This window comes from Paracoccus sp. J39, from assembly GCF_000518925.1.
In the GTDB taxonomy this organism is placed as follows: domain Bacteria; phylum Pseudomonadota; class Alphaproteobacteria; order Rhodobacterales; family Rhodobacteraceae; genus Paracoccus.
The window spans coordinates 48,245-73,591 of the sequence record NZ_JAEN01000005.1 but is presented as its reverse complement, the minus strand read 5'-3'; the positions used below and the strand labels follow the sequence as shown (position 1 = coordinate 73,591).

Below are 25,347 nucleotides of genomic sequence, written 5' to 3'. Positions count from 1 at the left end.
GCAGGCCGCCGATCGCCCGCAAGAACCCGCGCCGGGGCGCGACATCCTCTGTCCGGGCAGGCATGGCCTGCAGGGCGGCGTCGACCGGCGCCGACCCGGTTCCTCGGCCATCCGTCGGGCGTTTCCCGAACCGAGGTCCCGGCCCGCCTTGGCTTCGGCCTAGTCCAGCCGCTCCAGCACCGCGGCGCTGCCCAGCCCGCCGGCGGCGGCGATGGCGGCAAGGCCGCGCTGGCCGGGGCGGTCCAGCTCGTGCACCAGCCGCACCAGATTGATCGCGCCCGAGGCGCCGATGGGATGGCCGCGCGCCAGCGCGCCGCCGCCGCGATTGATCGCGGCCTCGGGCAGGCCGGCCAGCCGGGCGCAGGCGATGGCCTGCACGGCGAAGGCCTCCATCAGCTCGACGGCCGAAAGGGCCTCGGGCTTCAGCTCGGCCGCATCCAGCACCGCGCGGATCGCGGGGACCGGTGCCAGCCCGGGCAGCTCGGGATCGGCGCCCAGCGTCGTCCCCGCCAGAATGCGCAGCCGCGGCGCCGCCAGCCGCCGCGCCACGGCCCCCGAGACCAGCAGGCAGAACCCCGCGCCATCGGCCGCCGCGGCGGTATTGGCGGCGGTGACGCTGCCCGCCAGCACCGGCGCGCGGGCGCAGGTGCGCAGGGTCATGCGCCGCGCGAAGGGGTCGGCGCCGATGTCCGCCAGCGGCGTGATCTCGGCCCGCATCCGGTCCTGCGCGGCCAATGCGCGGGCATGGCTGGCGACGGTCCAGGCGTCCTGTTCCGCCCGCCCGATGCCCAGCCGCAGCGCGATGGCCTCGGCCGCCTCGGCCATGTCCGGGTCGCGGTCCGGCCAGGGCGTGAAGGGCGGCTGGTCATAGGCCACGGGCGGGCCGCCGGCCGGATCGCTGCGCAGCCGCAGCGGCCGGCGCGAATAGCTTTCCGCGCCGCCGGCGAGGACGACCTGATGCCGGCCGGCGCGGATCAGCGCCTCGGCCAGCAGCACCGCATCCATGCCGCCGCAGCATTGCCGGTCGATGGAAAGCCCCGCCACCCGCTCGGGCAGCCCCGCCGCCAGCGCCGCGACGCGGGCCGGATTGCCGCCCGCCCCCAGAGCGTTGCCCAGCACCAGTTCGTCGACATCGCCGGGCGCCAGTCCGGCATCGCGCAGCAGGTCGCGGATCACCGGGGCGGCAAGCTGGTGGACCTCCAGCGCCCGGAACGCGCCGCCGCGCGGCACCACCGGGCTGCGCCGGGCCGCGACGATGAAGGCCTCGCTCATGGCGGGGCGCCGACCAGCCGGGCCAGGGCCGCGAGATCCGGCTTGTCCGACCCCAGCAGCGGCAGGCGCGGCAGAAACAGGATGCGGCGCGGGGCGGCGTGATCGCCCAGCCCGTCCCGGCAGGCGCGGCGCAGCCGGGCGGCCAGAGCCTCGTCCTCGGCGCCTTCGACCACGGCGACGACGGCATGGCCGCGCCGCGCATCGGGAACCGCCAGCGCCGCGCAGAGCCCGGCGCCCGCCGCCGCCAGGGCGGCCTCGACATCCTCAAGGAACAGGTTCTGGTCGGCCACCGTCACCATGCGGCTTTCCCGGCCGCGCAGGAACAGGCTGCCCCGCGCGTCCAGCCGGCCGATATCGCCGGTGAACAGGTAGCCGCCGCGGCGCGGCGGCGGCGGCAGGTCGGGCTCGGCATAGCCCTCGCACAGATAGGGGCTGGCGACGCCGATCCGGCCCTCGTCATCCAGCCGCAGCCGCACCCCGGGATAGGCGCGGCCGACCGAGCCCTCGGGCGTGCCGGCATCGGCGATGGTGATGAAGCTGGTCTCGGAGGCGCCGTAGAATTCGCGGATCGCGGCGTTCGGGCACAGTGCCGCCATCCCCGCCCGGCAGGCCGCGTCCAGCTTGCCGCCGCCGCAGAACACATGCGTCAGCGCCGGCAGCCCGCCCGGCCCCGCCGCCAGCAGCAGCCGCCGCAACTGGCTGGGCGTGGCGTAAAGCACCGTCACGCCCGCCTCGGCCAGCTGCCGGACCTGGCTGCGCGGACCGTCCCCGGCCAGAACCAGCAGCCCTGCGCCCAGATGCAGCGCCTCCAGCGCGGCGTAAAGCGCCAGCGAATGGCCAAGCTGGCCCAGAACGGCATAGCGGTCGCCGGCCGACAGGCCGAAGGCGGCGCGGTTGACCTCGAAGCTGGCGATCCATGAGCCATGGCTGCGCCGGATGGTCTTGACCCGCCCGCCCGAGCCCGAGCTCTGGCAGCAGAGCATCGGCGCGGGTGCGGGACCGGCAGGGCGGATGCCCGTCAGGCTCGCATGGATCGGCAGGCCGCGCGCCAGACAGTCGAGCAGCGCGGCGACCGCCGCCGCATTCTGCCCGCGCGCCCCGCAGCCCAGCACCGCGCCCGGCCGGGCGGGGACAAAGCCCTGGCCCGCCGCCCCGGTCACAGCCGCGTCTGGGCCCCGTCGGCGTCGGCGCGATGCCAGGCCAGCGTCTGCGGCCGCACCCGGGCCAGCGCCTGCACCAGCATGCCGGTGATCGCCGCCTTCAGAAGATCGCCGGGGATGAAGACCGCGACCAGCCCGAAGGCCTCGGCCAGGCCCTTGCCGCTGACGACGGCCAGCCCGGCCGCGCCGAGCACATAGAGCACCAGGATGCCGCCGAAGACCGCGCCCAGCCCCGCCGCAAGCCCGGCCGAGCGCAGCCGGACATGTTCGACGAACAGCCCGGTGGCGAAGGCCGCGACCGGAAAGCCCAGTGCGAAGCCCGCCGTGGGCGAGACGAAGACGCCAAGGCCCCCGCGGCCCCCGGCCAGCAGCGGCAGGCCAAGCGCGACCAGCAGCAGGAACAGCCCCGCCGCCGCCGCGCCGCGCCGCGCACCCAGCACCGCGCCGGCCAGCATGACGCCCAGCGTCTGCGCGGTGATCGGCACGCCGAAACCCAGGGTGATCTGCGGCACCAGCCCCAACGCCGCGATCATCGCGGCGAAAAGCGCGATCTGCGCGATATTGCGTTCCATGCGGTTACTCCGATCCTGAGGGTCCAAGGGCGCCGCCCCGCGCCCGCAAAGCTTCGCCGACATGATCGGCGTCGTCCAGTGCCTGCAGGGTCAGCGGCAGGATCAGCCGCCAGCCCGGCCGGCGACGGGAGCGGGCGCGCCACGCCTCGGCCAGCGTCTCGGCGCGCAAGACGAGGACGGGCGTGAAGCGGATCACCAGCGGCACGGCGATCTCCAGCGCCCCGGTCGGCAGGCCCATCCGGCGCAGCGGCGCGGTCAGGCGGCGGATCAGCGCCACCAGATCCTCGAGCGGCGTGGTCATGGTGACCAGATTGGCCAGGGCGACCAGCGTGACCATGCGCAGGGTGATCAGCAGGCCCTGGCGCATGTCGCCAGTCAGCGCGTGCCATGCCAGCAGGATGACGACAAAGGGCAGCACGACGCGCAGGCTGCCCAGACCGGCGCGCAGGAAGACCGGCCCCGGCGCGGCGTAAAGCGCCAGCACCGCCGCCAGCGCCCCGGCATGGACGGCAAGGCCCGGGAGCAGAAACAGCCCGGTCGAGGCCAGGCACAGCGCCCCCAGCTTCAGCCCCGCGGGCCAGCGATGGGCGCGGGTCTCAACCGGCGAGGTCAGCGATATCATCGAGGTCCCCCAGCCGGATCATCTCGGCGGTGAAGTCGGGCAGCACCGCGGCGGGTGCGCCCTGCGCGACGATGCGGCCGCGATCCAGCCAGAACAGCTCGTCGCAGCCTTCCAGATCGCCCGGCTCGTGCGAGATGTGCAAAAGCCGCGTTTCCGCCCGGTGCAGATAGCGGCCGAGCTGGCGCCGGGTCGGGATGTCGAGCCCGGCATAGGGTTCGTCCAGGATCAGCAGGCGCGGCCGCATGGCCAGCACCGCCATCATGCAGACCAGATGCTTCTGTCCCTGCGACAGGGCCGAAACCGGCGCGTCCCGCCAATGCGGCTTGTCGAAAGACCGCAGCACCGCCTCGACCCTTGCCCCCGCCTGCGCCTTGTCCAGCCCCTGCTGGCGCAGCCCGAAGGCGATCTCTTCGGCGACGCGGGGGAAGATGATCTGGTGCTCGGGGTTCTGGAACAGGATGCCGACGGTCCGCAGCGCCGCGCGGCGGTCGCGGCAGAGGTCGTGGCCGCCGACGCGGACCTGCCCGCTGGTCGGCGCCAGCAACCCGGCAAGCAGCCGCGCCAGCGTGCTCTTGCCCGAGCCGTTCCGGCCCACCACGCCGATGCGCCGGGCCGAGGAATGCAGCGTCACCCCCGAAAGCACCGGACGCCCGCCGGCCTCGTAGCCCAGGTCGTCCAGCCGGATGGCGAAATCGGCGTTGTCGTTCTGCGATCCCTGCATCCCGGGGTGTTTCTCTTGCTGCATCGGCGGGCGGAAGGTCCCGGGCCCGTTTAAGCGCAAACGCCCGGCCAGAGAAGCCCCGATGCAGGATCTGGGGCAGCCTCCGCCCGGCATGCGCGCCCGCCCCTTTGCGGTTCATGCAGCGGACCGGACGGGAACCCTGCGCCGGCGACCGGCCTTACCCGGGCGCACCTTTCCGCCCGGGGCCTGCATGTCCAGCGCCGCCAGCATCTCGCACTCGACGGTGCATCTGACCGAATCGGGCGGCAGGGCGTTGGGCGCCGTGCCGAAAGGGTCCTCGATCTGATGGCCGAGCGCGCCTTTTTCACCGTCGTCCAGATGCCCCCGGCAAGCCATAGGCCATGCCGATGCACAGATGAACCGCCAGCGCCGTAGGCAGCGCCATCCGGCGGTTGAAGCCGACCCGGGCGACCCGAAACGGTCCTCCTGCTCAGTCCACTTGCCTTGCAATGCGGTCCATGTCCTCCCCTCCCATGGGAAAGCCGTTCCTTTCGGGTGCCTGCCATCCGCATCTTGCGAGACCTGGAGGTATCTGATCGGAGCCAAGCCCCGGAATGGTCGGAACGGGACGAGCCCAGCATTCCGGCAGTCCGGGCGGTCCGGGGCCGGGTCCGCATTGCCGATGATCTGCGCCCTCTCCTCTGGCGGGCGGGAACAACGCGCCAAATTATTCCATTGATTTCAATAGAAAATTTGCCCGCGCAGCCTGCCATTCTGTCCGGCGCGCCGCAGCCGGGGCGCCGTCTCGGCACCGATCCGGCCGGCGGCGCGGGCCGCATGCGCCGCGGCCCGGCCGGCGGAAGCGCCTGTGCGCGCGGGATTTTCTTGACGCCGTCCCGGTTCAGCAGGCAGGTTTGGCAAAAGCGCATGGCGCTCGCCTTCCCGGGCTTCCCATCCGGTCGGGGCTGTCACCGGGGGACCTTGGGGATCGGCAATGTGTCAGACCTGTTTTCAATCCTTTGCCCAAAGCGGCCGGCTGCGTTTCTGCCGCTGCGGCGCGCCCGAGACCCTGGCCGCGATGCGCCGGATCGAGGCCGACATCTCGCGCCGCCAGATGCTGGGCGGAATGGCGGCGGTCACCGGCATGTTCGCGGGCTTCGGCCTGGCACCGAAGCCGGCGCGCGGCCAGGCGGCGGGGCGGCCGCTGCTGCTGACCAACCTGCGGCTGTTCGACGGCAACACCCTGTCGCTGCGCCAGGGCGTCGAGGTGCTGATCGAGGGCGACCGCATCGCCGCGCTGCCGGCGCCCGGCCAGGGCCCGGCAGAGGCGGAGCGCATCGACTGCGGCGGGCGCACGGTGATTCCCGGCCTGATCGACACGCATTGGCACACCACGCTGGTCGCGGTCAGCCAGATCGCCGCCATGACGCAGGACATCGGCTTTGTGCACCTGATGGCGGGGCGCGAGGCCGGCAACACGCTGATGCGCGGCTTCACCACCGTGCGCGACGTGGGCGGGCCGGCCTTCGGCCTGCAGGCGGCGGTGGATCGCGGTGTCGTCACCGGCCCGCGCATCTTTCCGGCGGGGGCGATCATCTCGCAGACTTCGGGGCACGGCGATTTCCGCTTCTCGAACAGCTTGCCGACGATGCCCGCCGACCCGGCGGATTACGCCAGCGCCGCCGGCATGTCGGGGCTGGCCGACGGCGTGCCCGAGGTCCTGCGCCGCACGCGCGAACAGCTGATGAAGGGCGCCAGCCAGATCAAGATCGCCGCCGGCGGCGGCGTCGCCTCGCAATACGACCCGCTCGAATCGCTGCAGTTCACCGAGGCCGAGATGCGCGCGGCGGTGGATGCCGCCAGCGACTGGGGCACCTATGTCTGCGCCCATGTCTATACATCGCCCGGGATCCGGCGCTGCGTCGCGGCCGGGGTGAAATCCATCGAGCACGGACAGCTGGCGGACGAGGACACCGTCCGACTGATGGCCGACAGCGGCACCTGGTGGTCGATCCAGCCCTTCCTGGCCGACGAGGATGCCAACCAATACACCGACCCCAAGGCCGTCGCGGCCCAGAAGACCGTGGCCGAGGGCACGATGCGCGCCTTCGAATGGGCCGACAAGCACAAGGTGAACTGGGCCTTCGGCACCGACATCCTCTATGGCGGCGGTGAATCGCAGGGCCGGCAGCTGACCAAGCTGGCCCGCTTCATGTCGCCGCTGGCGGCGCTGCACCGCGCGACGGGGGCGGCGGGCGAGCTGCTGGCGCTGTCGGGGGCGCGGGCGCCCTATGACGGGCCGCTGGGCGTGATCGCCGAGGGGGCGCTGGCCGATCTGCTGGTCATCGACGGCGATGCCGAGGCCGGCCTCGACTGGCTGGCCGATACCGACAACCTGCGGCTGATCGTGAAGGGCGGCCGCATCTTCAAGAACAGCCTCGGGGGGTGACCATGAAACGCCTGCTGCCAGCCGCGATCGCCGCACTTGCCCTCTCCGCCGGCCTGCCCGCCACGGCGCAGGACTGGGCCGGGCAGCTTACCCCCTATGTCTGGGCGACCGGGCTCGGGGGCGACCTCACCCCGCGCGCGGGCGCGCCGACGCTGTCCTTCGACAAGTCCTTTTCGGATGTGCTGGAGGATCTGGACGGCGCCTTCTTCCTGTCCGGCTATGCCCGGCGCGACCGGCTGGTGATCCTGGGCGATCTGAGCTGGTCGTCCAGTTCGAGGGAGGGGCTGGTTCCGCCCGGCCTGCCGGCCAGCGGCAAGCTGACCCAGCGGTCGCTGACGCTGCTGGCCGGCTACCGCGCCCTGGAGGCCGAGGGCGTGGCGGTGGACCTGCTGGCCGGAGCCCGCGCCTGGAGCATCAAGAGCAGCATCTCGGTCGCCGCAGGCGCAAGGACGGCCTCGCCCCGGGAAAGCTTCGTCGATCCCATCGTCGCCCTGCGCGCCAATGTCGCGCTGGCCCCGCGCTGGTCGGCCATCCTTTACGCCGATCTGGGCGGCTTCGGCGCCGGTTCCGAAAGCACCAGCCAGATCGTCGCCACCGCCAACTGGCAGGCGAACGACAACCTTTATATCTCGGCCGGCTATCGCATGCTGAACGTCGATTATGAAAGCGGCGGCACGCGCATGGACGTGACCATGTCCGGACCGCTGTTCGGCCTGACCTGGCGCTTCTGAACCTGCCGCCAAGACCGCCGCGCCGGTCCGCGCGACCCGAGGCCGCCGCGACCGGCCCCGGGCCGGTCGCCAGCGCCAGCATCGGCAAGGTCGCAAAGCCGATGGTCTGACCCGCGGAACCGCGGCACATGCATGGGATCCGGCCACCCGTCACCCCTGCCCCTGGACAGGGGGACGGCGGACAGGGCTTCGCCGGGCTGATCGGCCCCTTCTTCGGCGCCCGGGGCCGACCAAGCCGCGCATCCGCCCGGCCAACCGGCACGCGGCCCGGGCTAGGGCTGGAAATCGGCCTGATAGGCGTCGTAGCGGCCGCGGAACTGCTCGAAGACGGCGATGGTCCGGCGCGCGATGCCGGTCCAGCCGAAGACGCGGCGGGCGAAGCGCGCGCCCTCGACGGCAAGCACGTCGCGCAGCCAGGGATATTGCAGCGGCATGTTGATCATCGCCGCGAATTCCTCGGGCCGCTTCGGGTCGGCCACCAGCGCGTGGCGGCCGAATTCGACCTGCTCGTGCAGGCCCCCGTGGATCGTCGTCACCGTGGGCGTGCCGCAGGCCATCGCCTCGACCGCCGTCATGCCGAAAGGCTCGTAGCGCGAGGGCAGCGCAAAGACCCCGGGGGCGCGGTAATAATCCACCAGCTCCTCGTCGGGAACATAGCCGCGCCAGTCGATGAAATCGGCGACGCCGGCCTCGGCGGCCACCGCCTTCCATTCGTCGATCAGCGCGAAATCCGCCTCGGAATTGCCGCCGGCGGCCAGGACCAGCCGCGCCTCGGGCTGCAGGACCTTCAGCGCCGGCAGCGCCTGGATGATCAGGTCGTAGCCCTTGTTCTCGGCGGCGCGGCCAACGACATAGACGTCGGAGGGGCCCATGTTCAGCCGCGCCCGCGCCGCGGCCACCTTGTCGGGCGTGGCGGGGGTGAAGCGGTTTTCGTCGATGCCGGGCGGGATCATGGTGATATGCTCGCGCGGCAGGGCATATTCGGCGACGATCAGGTCGACCTGCTGCTCCGAGGTGGCGATGACGTGATCGCAGTTGCGGTAAAGCACGAATTCCTTCTGGATACGCTCGTCGAAGCGATAGCCCGCCATCTCCTCGGCGGTGGCGCCGTGCATGTCGTGCTTTTTCCACCAGCCGAGCGAATGCGGGGTGTGGATATGCGGGATCTGCAATTCCTCGGCGATCTTCTGGCCGCAGACCCCGGCATCCCAGTAATGGCTGTTGACCACGTCATAGCGCAGCTCGCGGCGGCGGATGGCGGCCAGGGCGTTGGTGATGAAATCGCCATACCAGTCGTGCATGTCCTCCTTGCGGATGAAATCCGGGCCGCCGAAGGGGATGCGCCAGATGCGCAGGTTGTCGTTGATGATGTCCTCGGCCGGCTGGTCCTCGAAGCGCCGGGTCATCACGTCGACCTTGTAGCCCAGCCGCGCGAAGCGCTTGGCGAGTTCCAGCACGAAGACCACCTGGCCGCCGGTATCGGGCTTGCCCAGTTCGGGCGAGCCCGCGACATAGCCATGCAATGAAATCATCAGCAGCGAACCCACGGATTGGGCCATGCTCTCGTCTCCTCTCTTTTGTTGCGGCCGTGTGTCAGCCGGGCAGGATGCCCAGCGCGACAAGCCCCTCCAGGACACCCGCCGCATGGGGCGCCCGCGCGCGATAGCTCTTGCCTCGGGGCATGGCCTCGATCAGTTCCCGCCGCGCATTGCCGACGGCAATGGCGCGAAACCCAACGTCGAAAAGCGCCAGATCGTTTCCCGAATCCCCCGCCACCACCATGCGCTCGGCCGGAATGCCCAGCCTTTCGGCAAGAAACCGCGCTGCCGCGTCCTTTCCGGCCCCGGGGGCGAGCAGGTCGAGATCGCTTTGCCCGGAAAACACCGCCCGCACCGGCAGGTCCGCTGCGGCAAGCGCCTCCAGCACCCGGGCGCGCGCCTCGGCATCGGGCACTGCGAAGCTGAGTTTTCCGGGGGTCAGGAACTCGGCCGGATGCGGGGCGAAGCCCATGCCGGAGACCAGCGCGAAGACGGCCTCGGCCGGCCATTGCCGGAAACGGGCGGACCAGTCCTCGAGCCAGGCGCCGGCGACGCGGATCTCGGTGCCCATGCCGGTGATGATCGCGTCGGGGGCGAAATCCGCGGGGAATTCCCGGGCCAGGGTCGCATCGACGCTGGCCGCCGGCCGCGACGAGTTCAGCGCCAGCCGCAGCCGGTCGGGATGGCGCCGCACCGCCGTCCATAGCCGCTCCAGCGCCGGCCGGTCGCCGGTCAGCGTGTCGTCCACATCGCTGACCAGAAGCCAGGGGCCCTGCCCGGTCCCGCCGCTCATTCGCCCGCCCCGGCGCCGGCCAGCAGCTCGGGTGCCTGGGTGGTGGTATAGACCATTTCGGGCGCATGTTCGCTGACCGGTCGGCTCAGGGTCTCAAGCGTCACATCGCGAAGCCCCAGCGTCGCGGATTCGGTCCAGAACCCCACGGCGCCGCACAGGAAGCTGTCATCGACCAGGCTCAGCACCACATGGCCGTCGATGGACAGTTCCAGATAGGTGCCATGCGCGACCACCTCGATCCGCCACGGTCCATGCGCCGAGCTGCGGAAACGCGCCTCCTGCAGCGACTTGTAGCGGAATGCGTGTTCGAATTCCGGCGTGGGATTGGCGCCCCAGGCGCGCATCTGCGCGATGCCGTTCACGCAATCGAGCGACAGGTGATAGCCGTCGCCCTCGTCGCTGGCGCGCAGGATCAGGCCGGTCTTGCCCGGCCCCTTGAGGGTCATCTCGGCCCGCAGGCGGAATTCCTCGTGCTGGCCGGGCAGCAGGAAGGCCTCGAAACCGCTATGGCTGCCGATGGACAGGCTGTCGCCGCGGATCTCGGCCCAGGCGGTGGGATTGCCGCAGAGCAGCCGGCATTCGGCCGCGCTGTCGACGGCCAGCCGGTCGGTCACCAGCGCGTCGAAGCCGTGAAAGGATTTCAGCCGCAGCCGGCCGTCGGGCAGGGCGACGATCTCCTTGGGGGGCGGCAGCAGCCGCTTGATGAATTCATGGCCGTTGATCAGCAGCTCGGTCTTGCTGAAGAAGCTGAACAGCAGCAGCCGGTCGCCGGCCCGGCAGATGCGGCCGGCATAGTTGCCATGCGGCAGCAGCACGTCGTCGCTGAAATTCTCGTAGGGCCCCTCGATGCCATCGGCATACCAGTAATGGATCTTGGTATCCTCGCGGATCGAGCCCATGAGGTAATAGCGGCCGTGGAAATGAAACAGGTTCGGCACCTCGATATCGTCGTAAAGCCCCGGCCGGTGCAGGGGCGGGCCGAATTCGAAGCGATCGGGCGCAACCTCGCGCGCCAGGCCGACGCAGCCGCGGCGGATCACCGGCCCGTCCTTGACCCGCGCGGCGGCCAGCAGCAGGCGGGTGCCGGTGCCGGGCTCGTGAAAGAAGAACGGGTCGCGGAAGCTGACCCAGTGGCGCCCCTCCTCGACGCCGGATTCGTAATGCGGGCCGCCGATCTCCAGCGGATAGGCCGCCTCGCAGCGGGTCCAGGCATAAAGATCCGGGGACCGCGCCATGCCGACCCGCTGGATGCGGCCGAATTCGGCACGGGTCAGGCCGGTATAGAACATCCGCCACTGGCCCGGCCGGTCCGGGTCGGGGGTGACATGCATGGTCCAGAGCATGTCGTCGTCCCATTCGCCGGGATCGCCGACGAAGAAGGCGTTCTTCACCCGCCGCCAGGACAGCCCGTCGGAGCTGACCGCATGGGCGATGAAATCATGGTTCGGCAGGACGAGGTGGAAGAGATGATAGATGCCCTCGTGAAACACCACGTCGACGTCGCCGATGTCCGAGCGCAGGAAGCCGTGCGAAGCATACATGCCCCGAACTTGCCGATCCCGGGCGCAAAGGTAAACCCCGTTTTCTGCCCCGCCGCCGAAGGTGCCACGCGGATCCGCCGGCACCATCCCGCCGGAGGTCGGCCGCGCGGAATGGCGGTGCCCGTCCGCGGCCGCTACGGCGGGCGTGCAACTGCTGCGGGGCTATGGGCCGAAGGACCTGCTGCAATCGGGCGGCCGGCGGCGCGAGGCTGGCCGATCCGCGCCGATTGCGCTTGCTCCCTATCCTGCCCCGAGCCCGCGGCTTTCGGAGCGCGCCCGCCGCGCAACACCGATGTGCCGGTATGCGGCGGGCGCAGCAAGGCCACCCGCCCGCCAGGTCAGGGCCTGCTGGCCAGCAGGGCCCGCAATTGCGCGGGAAACAGCTGCAGCAGCAGGGTCTCGGTGACCGCGTCCTCGGATCTCGCCACAAAGACCCGCAGGTCGATGGGGCTGTCGTCGCGGGGCATCAGCTCCTCGGGTCCGCCGAAGCCCAGGTCGAACATGGCGCGCCAGGTCGGGCGGCCGACGACGGGATAGACCGCGTCGTTGGACACCACCCCGCGCGAGGCGGTGATGTCGAGATGCGGCTTGTCGCCGGATTCCAGCGAAACCGGCGCGAAGTCGCAGACGATCTTCACCGTCTCCTGCGGGCGCGGCTGGCCGGGCACGCCGCCGGCGCCGATGCGGACCGCGACGAATTGCCCGGTGCTGCCGGCCAGCGGGCTGTCCTCGAGCCAGGACAGCCGGTAGTCCAGCCGGTATTCCTCGCCGGGGCCGGGCGGAACGGCAGGCTGCCAGAAGGCCACGATATTGTCGTGGATCTCGTCATCGGTGCTCAGTTCGACCAGGGTGACCGCGCCGTCGCCCCAATCGCCCTTGGGCGCGACCCAGGCGCTGGCGCGCTTTTCGTAAAAGACGCCGTCATCCTGATATTCCTCGAAATTCCTTTCGCGCTGCATCAGGCCGAAGCCCTTGACCGAGGGCGCGCTGAAGGCGTTCGCCATGGTATGCGGCGGATTGTTCAGCGGCCGCCAGATGCGCTCGCCCGTATGGGTCAGGATCTCGAGCCCGTCCGAGTCGTGGACCTCGGGCCGCCAGTCCGGCGCGATATGCGGTGCGTTCTTGCCGAACCAATACATCGAGGTCAGCGGCGCGATGCCCAGCCGCTCGACGCCCTCGCGCATGAAGATATGGGCGGTCACGTCCTGCTCGATCCCCGCCCCGCGGCGCGAGACGATGCGATAGGCGCCGGTCGCGCGCGGGCTGTCCAGCAGCGCATAGGTGGTCATGCCGCTGTCGGTTTCCGGCTCCAGCCAGAAATGGGTGAAAAGCGGGAATTCCTCGGGCCCGTCGGGGATGGCGGTGTCGATCGCCAGGCCGCGGGCCGAGAGGCCGAACTGGCCGCTATAGCCCGAGGTCCGCCAGTAGGAGGCGCCCAGGAACGCCATCCAGTCGAGCCCGGTTTCCGCATCCATGACGCTGAAGCCGGCGAAGCCGTCGGTCCGGGCCAGCCGACGCGCCGGATTGTCGGCGGGGATGTCGAAGAGATCCAGCGAGAAGGGGATCTCTGTCGCCATCCCGTCCTTGAGCGCATGGATGTGGACCGGCTGCTTGAAATAGCGGCCGGGAAAGAAGAACCGCACCTGTGACGAAGCCGGCTCGTCGCCCCAGAGCGCCCGGTCCTGGCGAAAGCGGATCTCGTTGTGGCGGTCGTAATCCACCTCTTCGAGGATCTCGGCCTCCTCGATCTCGGGCGGCCGATAGGCGGCCTCTGCCAACGCCCGGGCCCGCTCCGTCAGGCCCTCGAAGGAAAACGCCTCCGGCTCGGCATCGCCGGCGATGCTGTCCGCCGCACGCGCGATCCGGGGCAGCAGGAAGAAGGCGCCGCCCCCCAGAGCGGCCTGCAGCACGGTGCGACGGAGAAGTTTTTGCGAATACATGTTGCCCCAAGGATAGGTGATTCAGTCGCTTGCCATCGAGGCCCAGCCGGGGCGGTATTTCAAGGCATCGATCCCGCATTGGCCAAGTCTTGCCGATCGCCGCCGCAGACAAGGGCCGGTCGCGGCCGGCGGGCCGCGATCCAGGCCCCATCCCAGCAGGCAGGCCCTCACCCGCCGCCGGGCGGCCACATGCGCTGCCAGACCCCGTCGCGGCGCACCAGCGCATGATGCAGGGCGGCAGAGACATGCAGCGCCAGCAGCGCAATCAGCAGCAGGGCGGCGATGAAATGCAGCCCCTGCGCGGCGGCGGCCAGGGGCTCGGATTTCGGCAGCCAGGGCCCGGCGCCCATCGCGTCGAGCAACTCGATGGGAAAGCCGCCCGCCCGCACCCGCACGAAGCCGCTCAGCGGCATGACCAACAGCAGGACATACAGCGCCACATGCGAGGCCGCGGCCGCCCGCCGCTGCCAGCCGGGGACCGAGGCCGGCAGGGGCGGCGGCGGATGCAGGCGGCGATAGACGATCCGCGCCAGGATCACCGGGATCAGCAGCGTGCCGGTATTCTTGTGAAAGATGAACAGCGCATCCTGCAAGCCGCGGTCCAGCCCCTCGCGCGTCATGGTCAGCCCCGCCGGGATCATCAGCAGCACGGCAAGCGCGACGATCCAGTGAAACAGGCGGGCGGGCGTTCGGTAACCGGATGCGGGCTCGGTCATCGGCTGGCTCCTTTGCGCCATCCTAGCGCAAACGCCGCCGGGCGCAAAGCCGTGGCATCTTGACGGAACCCACGCTTGGCGTAGCATTTTCCCATGTCAGACCCCGATCACGGCCCGCTTGCGCCGCCGCCTCGTCCGGCGGCCGGGATACCGGCGCAGGTTGCCGCCAGCGCCGCCATGGGCGTTTTCGCCATGCAGGCGCTGCGGCTTGGCGGCATCGGCGGCACGGCCGGGGGCTGGCTCGCCGCCAGCGCGCTTTATCTGGGCTGCTGCGCCGTGGTGCTGGCGCAGATGCGGCATAGCTATCCGCATGACCGGATCGGCGGCTGCAATGCGGTGACGCTGCTGCGGGCCGCGATCACCTGCGCGCTGCTGGCGCCGCTTGCGGACGGCGCCGCGGCGGGATGGGCGGTCACCATCGTCGGAGGCGTCGCGCTGGCGCTCGACGGGCTGGACGGCTGGCTGGCGCGGCGCGCGGGCCTCGTCTCGGGCTTCGGAGCCCGCTTCGACATGGAGGTCGATGCCGCTTTCGCCCTGACCCTGGCGCTGCATGCCTGGCTGGGCACGACGCTGGGGCCCGGGGTGCTGCTGCTTGGGGTGCTGCGCTATGGCTTCGTCGCCGCCGGCCTCGTCCTACCCTGGCTGCGGGCCGAACTGCCGCAGCGGCTGCGGCGCAAGGCGATCTGCGTGCTGCAGCTCGGCACGCTGGTCCTGCTGCAAACGCCGCTGCCCAGCCATGCGCAGGCCGGGTTCCTGGCATGGCTCGCCACGGCGGCGCTGGCGCTGTCCTTCGCGCTCGACATCCGCTGGCTGTGGCGGCATCGGCGATGACGATGCGCCGCGCGCTGCCGCTGCTGATCGCGGCGCTGGCGATCCAGCTGGCGCTGACCCTGCCCGGGGCCGCGATGCGCCCGACGCCGGAACTGCCGCTGCTGCTGCTTGCGCTGGTCCTCGGCGGCGGCATGGCGCGCCTGCCGGTTGCGGCGGCGCTTACGCTGCTGGCGGTGCAGAAGCTGGCCGATCTGGGCATGGTCGCGGCGCTGGGGCGGCCCTTCAACATCGCGGCCGATCTGCCGCTGCTGGATGCGGCGGTGCGGCTGCTTGCCGGCAGCTTCGGCGGGCTCGCGGGTCTTGGCGCCGTGCTCGCCGCCGCCCTCGCCGCCCTGGGCATCGGCGGGGCGCTGTGGTGGGCGACGGGGCTCTGGACCCGCCCGGCCACGGGGCGACGTGCGGGCATCGCCCTTGCCGCGGCAGTCGGGCTGGCGCTGCTGCCGGCCATGACGCCCAGGCTTGAGAATCTCCGCTATGCCAGCCAGCGCGCCGGGCTGGCCGCCGCAACCGTCGCCGCGCTGCGCGACTTCCGGGCGGCCGCGGCACAGGACCCGATGGCGGAGCGGCCGGGCCTGCTGGGCGCCATCGACCGCGACGTGCTGGTGATCTTCGTGGAAAGCTACGGCCGGGCGAGCTTCGCGACGCCCCTCTATGCCGAAACCCACCGCGCCACCCTGCGCCGGGCCGAGGCCGATCTGGCGCGGGCCGGCCTTGCCATGCGCTCGGGATACCTGGTCTCGCCGACGCAGGGCGGGCAAAGCTGGCTGGCGCATGCGACATTCGCCTCGGGGCTCTGGATCGGCGATCAGGCGCTTTATCAGGCCATGCTGGCCAGCGGGCGGCAGGGACTGTTCCACCACGCGCGGCGCGCCGGTTTCCGCACCGCCGCCGTCATGCCGGCCATCACCCGCCCCTGGCCCGAGGCGGCGCAGATGGGTTTCGACCGCATCCTGGCCGCGCCGGATCTGGGCTATCGCGGCCCGCCCTTCAACTGGGTCACCATGCCCGACCAGTTCACCCTGGCCGCCGCCGACCGGCTGCTGCGCGGGCAGGACGGCGCGCCGCTTTTCGCACAGGTGGCGCTGATTTCCTCGCACGCGCCCTGGGTGCCGGTGCCGCGGCTGATCGGCTGGGACGAGGTCGGGGACGGCTCGGCCTTCGCCGCCATGGCCGCCGCCGGGGAAAGCCCGCAAGAGGTCTGGCGCGACCGCGACAACATCCGCCGGCATTACCGCGACGCGATCGACTATGCCTTGCAGACCGTCATAGCCTATGCGCTGCGCCATGCGGACGAACCGCCGCTGATCCTGGTGCTGGGCGATCATGAGGCCGCGCAAGGGATTGCGCCGGATGGCGGACGCGACGTGCCCATGCATGTGATCGGTCCCGCGGCGCTGGTCGAACGCAGCGCCGCATGGGGCTTTGCCCCCGGCCTGGTCCCGCCGCCGGACAGCGCCGCGATACCGATGGACCGGATGCGCGACCTGATCCTGCAGGGCTTTGCCGCGCCGGGAATCGCGCCGATGGAACGCCCGGCCGCGCAGGGCCGTTCCTCCCCCAGTCCCACCACGACCCGAACGGAGGTGCCTTCATGACCCATTCCCCGCTCACACGGCGCCGGCTTCTGCAGACGGGGGCGGCGGGGCTGGCGCTCGGCCTCTCGGGCCTGCCGCGCCCGGCGCGGGCGCAGGAAGCCGTGGCGCTGCAGCTGTCCTGGCTGCATTCGGTGCAGTTCGCCGGCAGCTACATCGCGCTGCAGAACGGCTGGTGGCGCGAGGCGGGGCTGGAGGTCGCGCTGCTGCAGGGCGGCCCGAACGCCCCGGTCGAGCCGCCGGTGGTGGCGGGCACGGCGCTGGTGGGCATCTCTGCCGCCGATTACGCCGCAGCGGCGGTGGCGCAGGGGGCGCCGTTCCGCATCATCGGCGTCGCCATGCAGAAGAACCCCTTCGCCATCGCCTCTCTGCCGGGCAATCCCGTGGAAACCCCCGCCGACCTGCCGGGGAAAAGCATCGGCATGGCCATCGCCAACACGCCGGTGCTTCAGGCGCTGTGCAAGCTGAACGATGTCGATTTCGACGCCATCCGCATCGTGCCCACGCAATATTCCGCCCAGCCGCTGATCGCGGGCGAGGTGGATTGCCTGCTCTGCTGGGAAACCGACCTGCCGGTCGCCATGGCGATCCAGGGCATCGAGGCCCGCACCATGCTGATGGCCGATCACGGCTATGCCCTGCATTCCCAGACCTATATCGCCACCGAGGACAGCCTTGCCCACCGCCGCGAGGCGCTGGTGGCCCTGATGGCGGGCGAGGCGCGGGGCTGGGAAGCCTGCCGCGCCGACAGCGATGCGGCCGCCGATCTGACCGTCGCCCTGTTCCCCGATGCCGGGCTGGACCTGCCCACGCAAAAGCTGCAGGCGCGCCGGCAATTGCCGCTGATGTTCTCGGACCTGACCGAGCGGCACGGGTTCGGCTGGTGGAGCGACGAGGCGGTCGAGGCCAATATCCGCACCCTCTCGCTGCTGGGGCGCGAGATGACGCCCGCGCTCTGGGACCGCTCGATCCTGGAGGCGGTCCATGCAGGATAGCCGCGCCGGGATCGCCTGCCGGGCGCTGACCAAGACCTGGCCCGGCGGCGTGCAGGCAGTCGCGGGCTTCGATGCCGATTTCGCCGCGGGGCAGACCACGGCGCTGATCGGCCCCTCGGGCTGCGGCAAGTCCACGCTGCTGCGGCTGGTCGCGGGGCTTGAGCTGCCGGAGGGCGGGCAGGTGCGCATCGGCGGGCTGGACCCGGCCCGGCAGCGCGCGCGCGGCGCGATCTCGGTGGCGTTCCAGGACCCCTCGCTGCTGCCCTGGCTCAGCGCCGCGCAGAACGTGGCGCTGGCGCGCAAGCTCGCCCGCCAGCCCGCCGATCCGGGCAAGGTGGCGCAACTGCTGCGGCTGGTCGGGCTGGAGGGCTTCGCCGCCACCCGCCCCGCGGCGCTGTCGGGCGGCATGCGCCAGCGCGCCGCCATCGCCCGCGCGCTGGCCACCGCGCCGCAGGTGCTGCTGCTGGACGAGCCCTTCGGCGCAGTCGACGAGCTGACCCGCCGCCAGCTGGCGCAGGACCTGCCGCCGCTCTGGCAGGCGCAGGGCACCACGGCGCTGCTGGTCACCCATTCGCTGGCCGAGGCGGTGCTGCTCGCCGACCGCATCCTGGTCCTGTCGCCCCGCCCGGCGCGGATCGTCGCGGACATCGCCGTGCCCCTGCCGCATCCGCGCCGCCCCGGACTGGCCGACAGCCCCGCCTTCCGCCGCATCGAGGCCGAGGCGCGGGCGGCGCTCTCGGCCCCGGCCGGCGCGGCATGAGCATGCGGAACGCGCTGGCCGGGCTGGTGCTGCTGCTTGCCCTGTGGCAGGCCGCGGCCCTGGCCCTGTCGGGCCGCTACCTGATCGCCGGCCCGGCCGAGGTCGCGCAATGGACCGCCGCCCATGCCGGCCTGCTGTCGCGGGCGCTGGCCGTCACCGGGGCCAATGCGGCGGCGGGCTTTCTGCTGGGCAACCTGGCCGCCGTGGCGCTGGCCGGCCTGGCGCTGCTCTGGCCCAAGCTGACCGGGCTGGTCTCGGGCCTGGCGCTGGTGGTCTTCTGCCTGCCGCTGGTCGCGACCGGGCCGATCCTGCGGGTGATGATGGGACCGGGCGAGGGGCCACAGATCGCCCTGGCGGCGCTGGCGGTCTATTACACCACGCTGATCCCGCTGCTGGCCGGCCTGCGCGCCGTGCCCGCCGCCTGGCTGGACCTGATCCGCGTCTATGGCCGCGGCCGCATGGCCGAACTGCGCCATGTCCGGCTGCGCGCCGCCCTGCCCTATCTGGTCGCCGGGCTGCAGATCTCGGCCCCCGCCGCCTTCCTCGGGGCGCTGGTGGGCGAGTTCACCGGGGCCGAGCGCGGCATGGGCGTGCTGACCATCCGCTTCACCCGCGCGCTGGACGTCCCCGCGCTCTGGAGCATCGCGGCGCTCTCCGCCGCCGTCGCGGTCGCGGCCTATGCGCTGATCGGCGGGGCGGCCCGGCGCTTCCTGGACGAACCGCCGCCCGTGCTGCTGGCCCCGCCGGGCGCGGCGCCCGGCGCGCGCCGCGCGGCGCTGGCCTCGACGCTCGCCGTGGTCGCGGCGGTGCTTGCCGCGTGGTGGGCGGGGCTGCGGCTGGCCGGGCTCAGCCCGTTCTTCGCCAAGCGGCCGGGCGACGTGCTGGCGGCGCTGGCCTGGGCGCCGGATGCCGCCCAGACCCGGCAGGCCCTTGCGCAGGCGCTGGCGCAGACCGGGGCGCATGTGCTGCCCGGCTATGCGGCGGGGCTGGCGGCGGGGGCGGGACTCGCCATCCTGCTGGCGCTGCTGCCGGCGCTTTCGGCGCTGGTCACGCCGGTTGCCATCGCGCTGCGCGCCATCCCGATCGTGACCACGGCGCCGCTGATCGTGCTGCTGGTCGGGCGCGGCGCGGCGGGGGTGGTGGTGCTGGTCGCGGTCATGGTGTTCTTCCCGACCTTCGTCGCCTGCCAGCACGGGCTGCGGCAAGCGCCCGGCCAGATCCTCGACGTGTTCCGCAGCTATGCCGCCGGCCGCTGGCGGCAGATGATCCATGTCCGCATCCCGGCCATGCTGCCCGCACTTTTCGCCTCGGCGCGGATGAGCGTGCCGGCGGCGGTGCTGGCCGTCACCGTGGTCGAATGGCTGGCGACCGGCGGCGGCATCGGCGGGCTGATGGCGCTGTCGGCCTCGGTCTCGGATTACGACATGCTCTGGTCCGCGGTGGTGCTGGTGACGGCGCTGTCCTGGCTGGGCCATGCCGGTGTCGGCGCGGCCGAGCGCCGGGTGCTGGCCCGCTACGCCCCCGAACAGGTGCGCCCATGACCCGACCCTGCGACGCCGCCTTCGCCATCCCCGGCGACATCGCCACGCTGACCGGCGGCTATATCTATGAACGCCGCCTGCTGGAGGGGCTGCGCGCCCTGGGCCACGACATGCGTCACCTGCAGCTGCCCGCCAGCTTCCCCGACCCGACGCCGGCCGAGATGGCGGCGGCCGTGGCGGCGCTGGCGGCCGAGGACCGGCCGCTGATCATCGACGGGCTGGTCTTCGGCGCCGTCGACACGGCCGGTCTCGCCCGGGTCCGTGCGCCCGTCGTGGCGATGATCCACCACCCGCTGGCGATGGAGACCGGCCTGGACCCGGCGCGGCGCGCGCATCTCTACCGGACCGAGCGCGACAACCTGCAGCTGGCGCGGCATGTGCTGGTCCCCAGCCGCCATGCCCGGGCCATGCTGACCGACCGCTACGGCGTGCCCGCCGAGCGCATCACCATCGCCCGGCCGGGGGTCGAGCCGGCGCGGCTTGCCCCGTCGCCGGCCAACCCGCCGCTGATCCTGTCGGTCGGCATCCTCCATCCGCGCAAGGGCCATGACCTGCTGCTGACCGCGCTGGCGGAGCTGGCCGATCTGGACTGGCAGGCGGTGATCGTCGGCAATCCCTGGGACCGCGCCCATGCCGCCGCGCTGGCCCGGCAACTGGCCGAAAGCCCGGTCGCGGATCGGGTGACGCTGGCGGGGCGGGTCGATGCCGGGCGGCTGGAGCGGCTTTACGCGCGCGCGTCGATCTTCGCGCTCGCGACGCGATACGAGGGCCACGGCCTGGTCTTCGACGAGGCCCTGGCGCATGGCCTGCCGATCGTCAGCTGCGCGACCGGCGCCGTCCCCGACACCGTGCCCGCCACCGCGGGGCTGCTGGTGCCGCCCGACGATCCGCCGGCCTTCGCCTCTGCGCTGCGCCGCCTGCTGGGCAACGAAACGCTGCGGGCGCGGATGGGCGATGCGGCGGCCCGGGCCGGCGCCGCCCTGCCCGGCTGGCAGGAGACCGCGGCCGTCGCCAGCCGCGTCCTGCAGCGCCTGCGCCTGCCGTGATCCCTTCGGGTGCCGATGCGCCGGAGGGGGCTAGCGGCGGGTGATGCCCTCAAGCGGCGGCGGCGGGACCGGCCGCGTCACCAGATGGCTTTTGCGCTTTTCGTAGAAGGCATTGCCGCCGGCCACCAGGACGTAATGCATGTTGTCATAGGAAAACCGGTGCCCGGCCGCGTGAAAGAACATCGCGTTGCCGATCAGGGGATGGCGCTCGCCGCGCAGGACGGCGCGCGCCGCCTCGCTGACCTGCGGCGAGGGCCTGTCCATCCGCCGCGTCATGATCCCCGGCGCGAACTGCCCCTTTTGTCCGACGACACCGCAGACGGAATTGGGAAACTGATCTGACCGGACGCGGTTCATGACCACGCTGCCGACGGCGATCATGCCGTCCCGGCTCGAGCGGTTCGATTCGAAATACATCGCCCGCTCCATGCATTCCTGCGGGCTGTGCCGGTGGAACATCGAACAGCCTGTCAGCACCAGCAGCGCGGCCGCAAGCGCCGCGCCCATGCGCAGTCTTGGATAGGGAATCGTCATCGTCTGCTCGTCCTGCCGCTCGTGGAAGGGTTCTTCTCGTTGCGGCCATGCTTAACAGCAGCGGGCGCAGGGCATCAACACCGCCGCGACCCCCGCAGGGCATCATGGTCCGGCATTCGCCCCCGCGCGGACCCGATGCGCCGCCGGAACACCGAAGGCGCAAACACGCAAGCCGTGTTCCGGTCCGATCCCCGTCCTCGCTCAGCCGAGGATTTCGCGCACGGATGCGTCAGTGGCCTCGACGATCACATCCGCCTCGGCCTCGGTCAGGCAGAGCGGCGGGGCCAGGCCGATAATGTCGCCCTGCGGCATGGCCCGCGCGATCACGCCGCGCTTCAGCATCGCGGCGACGACCTTGCCGCCGATGCCCTCGGCCGCGTCGAAGAAGCCGCGGCTGTCGCGATCGCGGACCAGCTCGACGGCGCAGAGCATGCCCTCGCCGCGGATCTCGCCCACGTTCGGATGATCGCCCAGCGCCGCCCGCATCCGATCGTTCAGCGTGCGGCCGACCCGGCCGGCATTCTCGACCAGCCCCAGCTTGTCGATCAGCTGCAAGTTGGCGATGCCCGCCGCCGCGCCGATGGGATGGGCGGAATAGGTCCAGCCATGGCCGAGCACGCCATATTCGTCGCTGCCCTGCATCAGCACCTCCCAGACCTTCTGCCCGACGATGCTGCCCGATAGCGGCGCATAGGCCGAGGTCAGGCCCTTGGCGATGGTAATGATGTCGGGGGTCATGCCGTAATGGTCGCTGCCGAACATGCTGCCCAGCCGGCCGAAGCCCGTCACCACCTCGTCCGCGATCAGCAGGATGTCGTGGCGCGCCAGCACCTTCTGGATCGCCTGCCAATAGCCCTTGGGCGGCGGCACGATGCCGCCCGTGCCCAGCACCGGCTCGCCGATGAAGGCGGCGATGGTCTCGGCGCCCTCGGCGGCGATCAGCCGCTCCAGCTCCTCGGCGCAATGGGCGCTGAATTGTTCCTCGGACATGCCGGCGTCCTTGCGGCGATAGTAATAGGGCGCCTCGGTATGGATCACCTGCGCCAGCGGCAGGTCGAATTTCTTGTGGAACAGCTCCAGCCCGGTCAGCGAGCCGGTCATCAGCCCCGAGCCGTGATAGCCCCGCCAGCGCGAGATGATCTTCTTCTTCTGCGGCAAGCCACGGATGTTGTTGTAATACCAGACCAGCTTGATGTTCGTCTCATTGGCGTCCGAGCCGCCCAGGCCGAAATAGACCCGCGCCATGCTCTTGGGCGCCCGGTCCATGACCATTTTCGCCAGCGTGATCGAGGCTTCCGAGCCATGCCCCGCATAGGCGTGGTAATAGGCCAGCTCGCGCGCCTGTGCGGCGATGGCTTCGGCGATCTCGGGCCGGCCATAGCCCACGTTCACGCAATAGAGCCCGGCGAAGCCGTCCAGCAGCCGGTTGCCGTCCCGATCCGTGATATGGACGCCTTCCGCGCCCGAGACGATGCGCTGCGCGCCTTCGCCGCGCGCGAACTGGCCGAGGTTGGTCGAGGGATGGAACAGGCTCTCGCGGTCCCATTTGGACAGCTGGTCATTGGTCAGCATCATGCTCTCCTTGTCTCTGCCCAGTCGCGGCAGACGTATTTGATCTCGGTGAAGGCTTCGAGCCCGTGGCGGCTGCCCTCGCGGCCCAGGCCCGACTGCTTCATGCCGCCGAAGGGGATCGGCGCGCCGGTGACCTTGGTGCGGTTCACCGCGACCATGCCGAACGACAGCGCGCGCGACAGGCGGTAGATGCGGCGCGGATCGCGGCTGTGGACATAGGCGACCAGCCCGTATTCGGTGGCATTGGCGATACGCACCGCCTCGTCCTCGGTGTCGAAGGCGGCGATGGCGGCGACGGGGCCGAAGGTCTCCTCGTGGAAGATCCGCGCCTCGGCCGGCACGTCGGCCAGCACGGTCGGGCGATAGAACAGCGGCCCCTGCGGATCGCGGCTGCCGCCGGTCAGAAGGCGCGCGCCATGCGCCAAGGCATCGGCCACGTGCTCCTCCTGCTTCTGGACCGCGCCCTCGTTCATCAAGGGGCCAAGGTCGCGATCCTCGACCCCCGGCCCCAGGGTCAGCGCGGCGGCAGCAGCGGTGAAGCGGCGGCAGAATTCGTCATAGACCGGCCGCTCGATCAGGAAACGGTTGGCGCCCAGGCAGTCCTGGCCCGAGGTGGCGAACTTGGCCTTGATCGCCTCATCCACCGCCAGGTCGAGGTCGCAATCGGCAAAGGCGATGAAGGGCGCGTGCCCGCCCAGTTCCAGCACCAGCCGCTTCACCGTCTCGGCGCTTTGGCGATAAAGCAGCTTGCCGACCTGCGTCGAGCCGGTGAAGGACAGCGCCCGCACCCGCGGATCGGCGCACCATTCCCCGACGATCTCGGGCGCGTCGCCCGTCACCACGTTGAAGACGCCGGCCGGAAACCCCGCCCGATCCGCCAGCTCCGCCAGCGCGGTCGCCGACAGCGGCGTCTCGGCCGAGGGATGCACGACCACGGTGCAGCCCGCCGCCAAGGCCGCGGCCGCCTTGCGGGTGATCATGGCGCAGGGAAAGTTCCAGGGCGTGACCAGCGCCGCGACGCCCAGGGGTTCGCGCCACAGCTCCATCTCGGCGGTCGAAAGATGCGAGGTCACGCTTTCGATGTTCGGCCGCTTGGCTTCCTCGGCATAGAACTCGACGAAACTGGCGGCATAGTCAATCTCGCCGCGCGATTCGGACAGCGGCTTGCCCTGCTCGGCGGTCATGATCCGCGCCAGATCCTCGCGCGCATCGACGATCAGCCGGTGCCAGCGCATCAGCACGGCGGCGCGTTCCTGCGGCAGCAGCGCGGACCAGCCGGCGAAAGCCGCCTGCGCCGCATCGACGGCCGCGCGCGCCTGCGCAGCGTCCAGCCGCGCCACCTGCGCCACGGGCCTGCCCGTGGCGGGGTCGGTGACGGCAAAGCGCGGCCCGGCCACCCAGGCGCCGTTCACGAAGGCATCCTCGCGCATCAGGGTCTTGTCGGTGATCATGGCTGAACCTCCTCGCCGATGACGGCGACGCAATCGCCGGGTTTCACGATGCCGGGGAAATGCCGCGCCATCATCAGCCCGCCGCGGCGGGCATGGACCGCGACCGGGGCCAAGCCGGTGCGGGTCACCGGGAAGATGCGGGCGACCGGCTGGCCTTGTTCCACGGCATCGCCCAGATCGGCCAGGAACTCGATCAGCCCGCCATCCTCGGCAAAGGTGAAGCAATCCGCGTCGGGCATGTCCAGCCAGCGCGTCGGCTGCGCCACCACCTCGCCGCGCATCACGCCCGCCGCGACCAGCAGGTTGCGCAGGCCGCGCCTGGCGATGCCGGCGGTGCGGGCGGTCGCCGTGCCGCCGCCGCCCAGCTCGGTGGTGACGAAGACCTTGCCCATTTCCTCGGCCGCGGTGTCATACATGCCGACCGCGTCGATCTCGAGCATCCTGACCGACCAGGGCGCCCCGAAGGCGCGCACAAGATCGAAGGCCGCCGCCTCCTGCCGCTTGTCGGGCAGGATATGGGCGGCGCAATAGGGCAGGAAATCCAGGGTCTTGCCGCCGGAATGGAAATCCAGCACCACATCCGCCATCGGCAGCAGCACGCGCTGGAAGTAATCCGCGATCTTCTGCGTGACCGTGCCGTCCGGCCGCCCCGGAAAGCTGCGGTTCAGGTTGCCCCGGTCGATGGGCGAGGTGCGGGTGCCCGCGACGAAAGCCGGGTAGTTCATCGCCGGCACGATGATGATACGGCCGGTGACGTCCTCGGCCCGCACGGTCGCGGCCAGGTCGAACAGCGCGATCGGCCCCTCGTATTCGTCGCCGTGGTTGGCACCGGTCAGAAGCGCCGTCGGCCCCTCGCCGTTGTTGACCACGGTGATCGGCGTCATGACCGAGCCCCAGGCTGCGTCGTCGCGCGAATGCGGCAGGCGCAGGAAGCCGTGGTGAACCCCCGGCGCCGCGAAATCCACCGTCGCCGCGATGGGCGAGGGCGCAGGCTGCATCTGCAACATGG

At 71.4% G+C, this 25,347-nt stretch carries 22 protein-coding genes; 8 read left to right on the top strand and 14 right to left on the bottom strand.

The annotated features are described in order from the left end of the window. Positions 1-159 precede the first annotated feature (159 nt). Genes L632_RS0106680 through L632_RS0106660 form a run of 5 tightly spaced genes read right to left on the bottom strand, consistent with a single transcriptional unit; the run spans position 160 to position 4,347 of the window. Positions 160-1,272: a thiolase family protein gene (locus L632_RS0106680; RefSeq protein ID WP_028712888.1), complete on the bottom strand. Its 1,113-nt coding sequence runs from the start codon at positions 1,270-1,272 to the stop codon at positions 160-162. After that, entirely contained in the window at positions 1,269-2,432 is a 1,164-nt protein-coding gene (locus L632_RS0106675) for an AMP-binding protein (protein WP_028716521.1), read from the bottom strand. Before L632_RS0106675 ends, L632_RS0106680 begins: the two co-directional genes overlap by 4 nt. Further along, a complete protein-coding gene (locus L632_RS0106670) occupies positions 2,429-3,004 on the bottom strand; it encodes a biotin transporter BioY (RefSeq protein ID WP_028712890.1) in 576 nt (191 codons plus the stop codon). Before L632_RS0106670 ends, L632_RS0106675 begins: the two co-directional genes overlap by 4 nt. A 4-nt stretch (positions 3,005-3,008) precedes the next feature. Further along, positions 3,009-3,626, bottom strand: a complete 618-nt coding sequence (locus tag L632_RS0106665; RefSeq protein WP_028716520.1) for an energy-coupling factor transporter transmembrane protein EcfT — start codon at positions 3,624-3,626, stop codon at positions 3,009-3,011. Further along, positions 3,601-4,347: an energy-coupling factor ABC transporter ATP-binding protein gene (locus tag L632_RS0106660; protein ID WP_036697517.1), complete on the bottom strand. Its 747-nt coding sequence runs from the start codon at positions 4,345-4,347 to the stop codon at positions 3,601-3,603. Before L632_RS0106660 ends, L632_RS0106665 begins: the two co-directional genes overlap by 26 nt. A gap of 955 nt (positions 4,348-5,302) precedes the next feature. Between L632_RS0106660 and L632_RS0106650 the strand changes: the two genes are divergently transcribed. Then, positions 5,303-6,757, top strand: a complete 1,455-nt coding sequence (locus L632_RS0106650; RefSeq protein ID WP_028712894.1) for an amidohydrolase family protein — start codon at positions 5,303-5,305, stop codon at positions 6,755-6,757. Between the two features lie 2 nt (positions 6,758-6,759). Next, on the top strand, positions 6,760-7,488 hold the full coding sequence (locus L632_RS0106645) for a hypothetical protein (RefSeq protein ID WP_028712895.1): 729 nt from the start codon (positions 6,760-6,762) through the stop codon (positions 7,486-7,488). Positions 7,489-7,760: 272 nt separating this feature from the next. Here the strand turns inward: L632_RS0106645 and L632_RS22165 are convergent, their stop codons facing one another. From L632_RS22165 to L632_RS0106620, 5 genes are all read right to left on the bottom strand, one after another. Beyond that, positions 7,761-9,047, bottom strand: coding sequence for a glycosyltransferase (locus L632_RS22165; protein WP_036697515.1), 1,287 nt, complete (start codon positions 9,045-9,047; stop codon positions 7,761-7,763). A gap of 34 nt (positions 9,048-9,081) precedes the next feature. Then, the gene (locus L632_RS0106635; RefSeq protein ID WP_028712897.1) at positions 9,082-9,819 is read right to left on the bottom strand and encodes an HAD family hydrolase; all 738 of its coding nucleotides are present in this window, start codon (positions 9,817-9,819) and stop codon (positions 9,082-9,084) included. Next, on the bottom strand, positions 9,816-11,360 hold the full coding sequence (locus L632_RS22160; RefSeq protein WP_036697513.1) for a glycosyl hydrolase: 1,545 nt from the start codon (positions 11,358-11,360) through the stop codon (positions 9,816-9,818). The genes L632_RS0106635 and L632_RS22160 overlap by 4 nt, the downstream gene beginning before the upstream one ends. A 338-nt stretch (positions 11,361-11,698) precedes the next feature. Then, positions 11,699-13,300, bottom strand: coding sequence for a glucan biosynthesis protein (locus L632_RS0106625; RefSeq protein WP_036697511.1), 1,602 nt, complete (start codon positions 13,298-13,300; stop codon positions 11,699-11,701). 167 nt (positions 13,301-13,467) lie between these two features. After that, entirely contained in the window at positions 13,468-14,016 is a 549-nt protein-coding gene (locus L632_RS0106620; RefSeq protein ID WP_028712899.1) for a cytochrome b, read from the bottom strand. A gap of 93 nt (positions 14,017-14,109) precedes the next feature. Between L632_RS0106620 and L632_RS0106615 the strand changes: the two genes are divergently transcribed. Genes L632_RS0106615 through L632_RS0106590 form a run of 6 tightly spaced genes read left to right on the top strand, consistent with a single transcriptional unit; the run spans position 14,110 to position 20,781 of the window. Further along, the gene (locus L632_RS0106615; protein WP_028712900.1) at positions 14,110-14,847 is read left to right on the top strand and encodes a CDP-alcohol phosphatidyltransferase family protein; all 738 of its coding nucleotides are present in this window, start codon (positions 14,110-14,112) and stop codon (positions 14,845-14,847) included. Continuing rightward, positions 14,844-16,442, top strand: coding sequence for a sulfatase-like hydrolase/transferase (locus L632_RS0106610; RefSeq protein ID WP_028716517.1), 1,599 nt, complete (start codon positions 14,844-14,846; stop codon positions 16,440-16,442). Before L632_RS0106615 ends, L632_RS0106610 begins: the two co-directional genes overlap by 4 nt. Further along, entirely contained in the window at positions 16,439-17,434 is a 996-nt protein-coding gene (locus L632_RS0106605; protein ID WP_028712901.1) for an ABC transporter substrate-binding protein, read from the top strand. Before L632_RS0106610 ends, L632_RS0106605 begins: the two co-directional genes overlap by 4 nt. Beyond that, positions 17,424-18,194, top strand: a complete 771-nt coding sequence (locus tag L632_RS0106600) for an ABC transporter ATP-binding protein (RefSeq protein WP_028716516.1) — start codon at positions 17,424-17,426, stop codon at positions 18,192-18,194. The genes L632_RS0106605 and L632_RS0106600 overlap by 11 nt, the downstream gene beginning before the upstream one ends. Then, on the top strand, positions 18,191-19,735 hold the full coding sequence (locus L632_RS0106595) for an ABC transporter permease (RefSeq protein WP_028712902.1): 1,545 nt from the start codon (positions 18,191-18,193) through the stop codon (positions 19,733-19,735). The genes L632_RS0106600 and L632_RS0106595 overlap by 4 nt, the downstream gene beginning before the upstream one ends. Continuing rightward, positions 19,732-20,781: a glycosyltransferase family 4 protein gene (locus tag L632_RS0106590; protein WP_028712903.1), complete on the top strand. Its 1,050-nt coding sequence runs from the start codon at positions 19,732-19,734 to the stop codon at positions 20,779-20,781. The genes L632_RS0106595 and L632_RS0106590 overlap by 4 nt, the downstream gene beginning before the upstream one ends. 30 nt (positions 20,782-20,811) lie before the next feature. Here L632_RS0106590 and L632_RS0106585 read toward each other — a convergent pair whose 3' ends face one another. The 4 genes from L632_RS0106585 to doeB all read right to left on the bottom strand — a co-directional run bounded on the left by L632_RS0106585 (position 20,812) and on the right by doeB (position 25,345). Further along, entirely contained in the window at positions 20,812-21,315 is a 504-nt protein-coding gene (locus tag L632_RS0106585; protein WP_028712904.1) for a cell wall hydrolase, read from the bottom strand. A gap of 201 nt (positions 21,316-21,516) precedes the next feature. Beyond that, positions 21,517-22,887: an aspartate aminotransferase family protein gene (locus tag L632_RS0106580; protein ID WP_028712905.1), complete on the bottom strand. Its 1,371-nt coding sequence runs from the start codon at positions 22,885-22,887 to the stop codon at positions 21,517-21,519. Then, positions 22,887-24,338 (bottom strand): NAD-dependent succinate-semialdehyde dehydrogenase, encoded by a 1,452-nt coding sequence (locus L632_RS0106575; protein WP_028716515.1) that lies wholly within the window; start codon positions 24,336-24,338, stop codon positions 22,887-22,889. The genes L632_RS0106580 and L632_RS0106575 overlap by 1 nt, the downstream gene beginning before the upstream one ends. Continuing rightward, positions 24,335-25,345 (bottom strand): N(2)-acetyl-L-2,4-diaminobutanoate deacetylase DoeB, encoded by a 1,011-nt coding sequence (gene doeB / locus L632_RS0106570; protein WP_028712907.1) that lies wholly within the window; start codon positions 25,343-25,345, stop codon positions 24,335-24,337. Before doeB ends, L632_RS0106575 begins: the two co-directional genes overlap by 4 nt. Positions 25,346-25,347: the final 2 nt, after the last annotated feature.

Bases quoted from the DNA above. Each gene is read 5' to 3' on its own strand.
- L632_RS0106635 (WP_028712897.1), bottom strand. From the start codon at position 9,819: ATGAGCGGCGGGACCGGGCAGGGCCCCTGGCTTCTGGTCAGCGATGTG.
- L632_RS0106665 (WP_028716520.1), bottom strand. From the start codon at position 3,626: ATGATATCGCTGACCTCGCCGGTTGAGACCCGCGCCCATCGCTGGCCC.
- doeB (WP_028712907.1), bottom strand. From the start codon at position 25,345: ATGTTGCAGATGCAGCCTGCGCCCTCGCCCATCGCGGCGACGGTGGAT.
- L632_RS22160 (WP_036697513.1), bottom strand. From the start codon at position 11,360: ATGTATGCTTCGCACGGCTTCCTGCGCTCGGACATCGGCGACGTCGAC.
- L632_RS0106595 (WP_028712902.1), top strand. From the start codon at position 18,191: ATGAGCATGCGGAACGCGCTGGCCGGGCTGGTGCTGCTGCTTGCCCTG.
- L632_RS0106645 (WP_028712895.1), top strand. From the start codon at position 6,760: ATGAAACGCCTGCTGCCAGCCGCGATCGCCGCACTTGCCCTCTCCGCC.
- L632_RS0106660 (WP_036697517.1), bottom strand. From the start codon at position 4,347: ATGCAGGGATCGCAGAACGACAACGCCGATTTCGCCATCCGGCTGGAC.
- L632_RS0106610 (WP_028716517.1), top strand. From the start codon at position 14,844: ATGACGATGCGCCGCGCGCTGCCGCTGCTGATCGCGGCGCTGGCGATC.
- L632_RS0106670 (WP_028712890.1), bottom strand. From the start codon at position 3,004: ATGGAACGCAATATCGCGCAGATCGCGCTTTTCGCCGCGATGATCGCG.
- L632_RS0106625 (WP_036697511.1), bottom strand. From the start codon at position 13,300: ATGTATTCGCAAAAACTTCTCCGTCGCACCGTGCTGCAGGCCGCTCTG.
- L632_RS0106590 (WP_028712903.1), top strand. From the start codon at position 19,732: ATGACCCGACCCTGCGACGCCGCCTTCGCCATCCCCGGCGACATCGCC.
- L632_RS0106580 (WP_028712905.1), bottom strand. From the start codon at position 22,887: ATGCTGACCAATGACCAGCTGTCCAAATGGGACCGCGAGAGCCTGTTC.
- L632_RS0106605 (WP_028712901.1), top strand. From the start codon at position 16,439: ATGACCCATTCCCCGCTCACACGGCGCCGGCTTCTGCAGACGGGGGCG.
- L632_RS0106575 (WP_028716515.1), bottom strand. From the start codon at position 24,338: ATGATCACCGACAAGACCCTGATGCGCGAGGATGCCTTCGTGAACGGC.
- L632_RS0106600 (WP_028716516.1), top strand. From the start codon at position 17,424: ATGCAGGATAGCCGCGCCGGGATCGCCTGCCGGGCGCTGACCAAGACC.
- L632_RS22165 (WP_036697515.1), bottom strand. From the start codon at position 9,047: ATGGCCCAATCCGTGGGTTCGCTGCTGATGATTTCATTGCATGGCTAT.
- L632_RS0106620 (WP_028712899.1), bottom strand. From the start codon at position 14,016: ATGACCGAGCCCGCATCCGGTTACCGAACGCCCGCCCGCCTGTTTCAC.
- L632_RS0106615 (WP_028712900.1), top strand. From the start codon at position 14,110: ATGTCAGACCCCGATCACGGCCCGCTTGCGCCGCCGCCTCGTCCGGCG.
- L632_RS0106650 (WP_028712894.1), top strand. From the start codon at position 5,303: ATGTGTCAGACCTGTTTTCAATCCTTTGCCCAAAGCGGCCGGCTGCGT.
- L632_RS0106585 (WP_028712904.1), bottom strand. From the start codon at position 21,315: ATGACGATTCCCTATCCAAGACTGCGCATGGGCGCGGCGCTTGCGGCC.
- L632_RS0106680 (WP_028712888.1), bottom strand. From the start codon at position 1,272: ATGAGCGAGGCCTTCATCGTCGCGGCCCGGCGCAGCCCGGTGGTGCCG.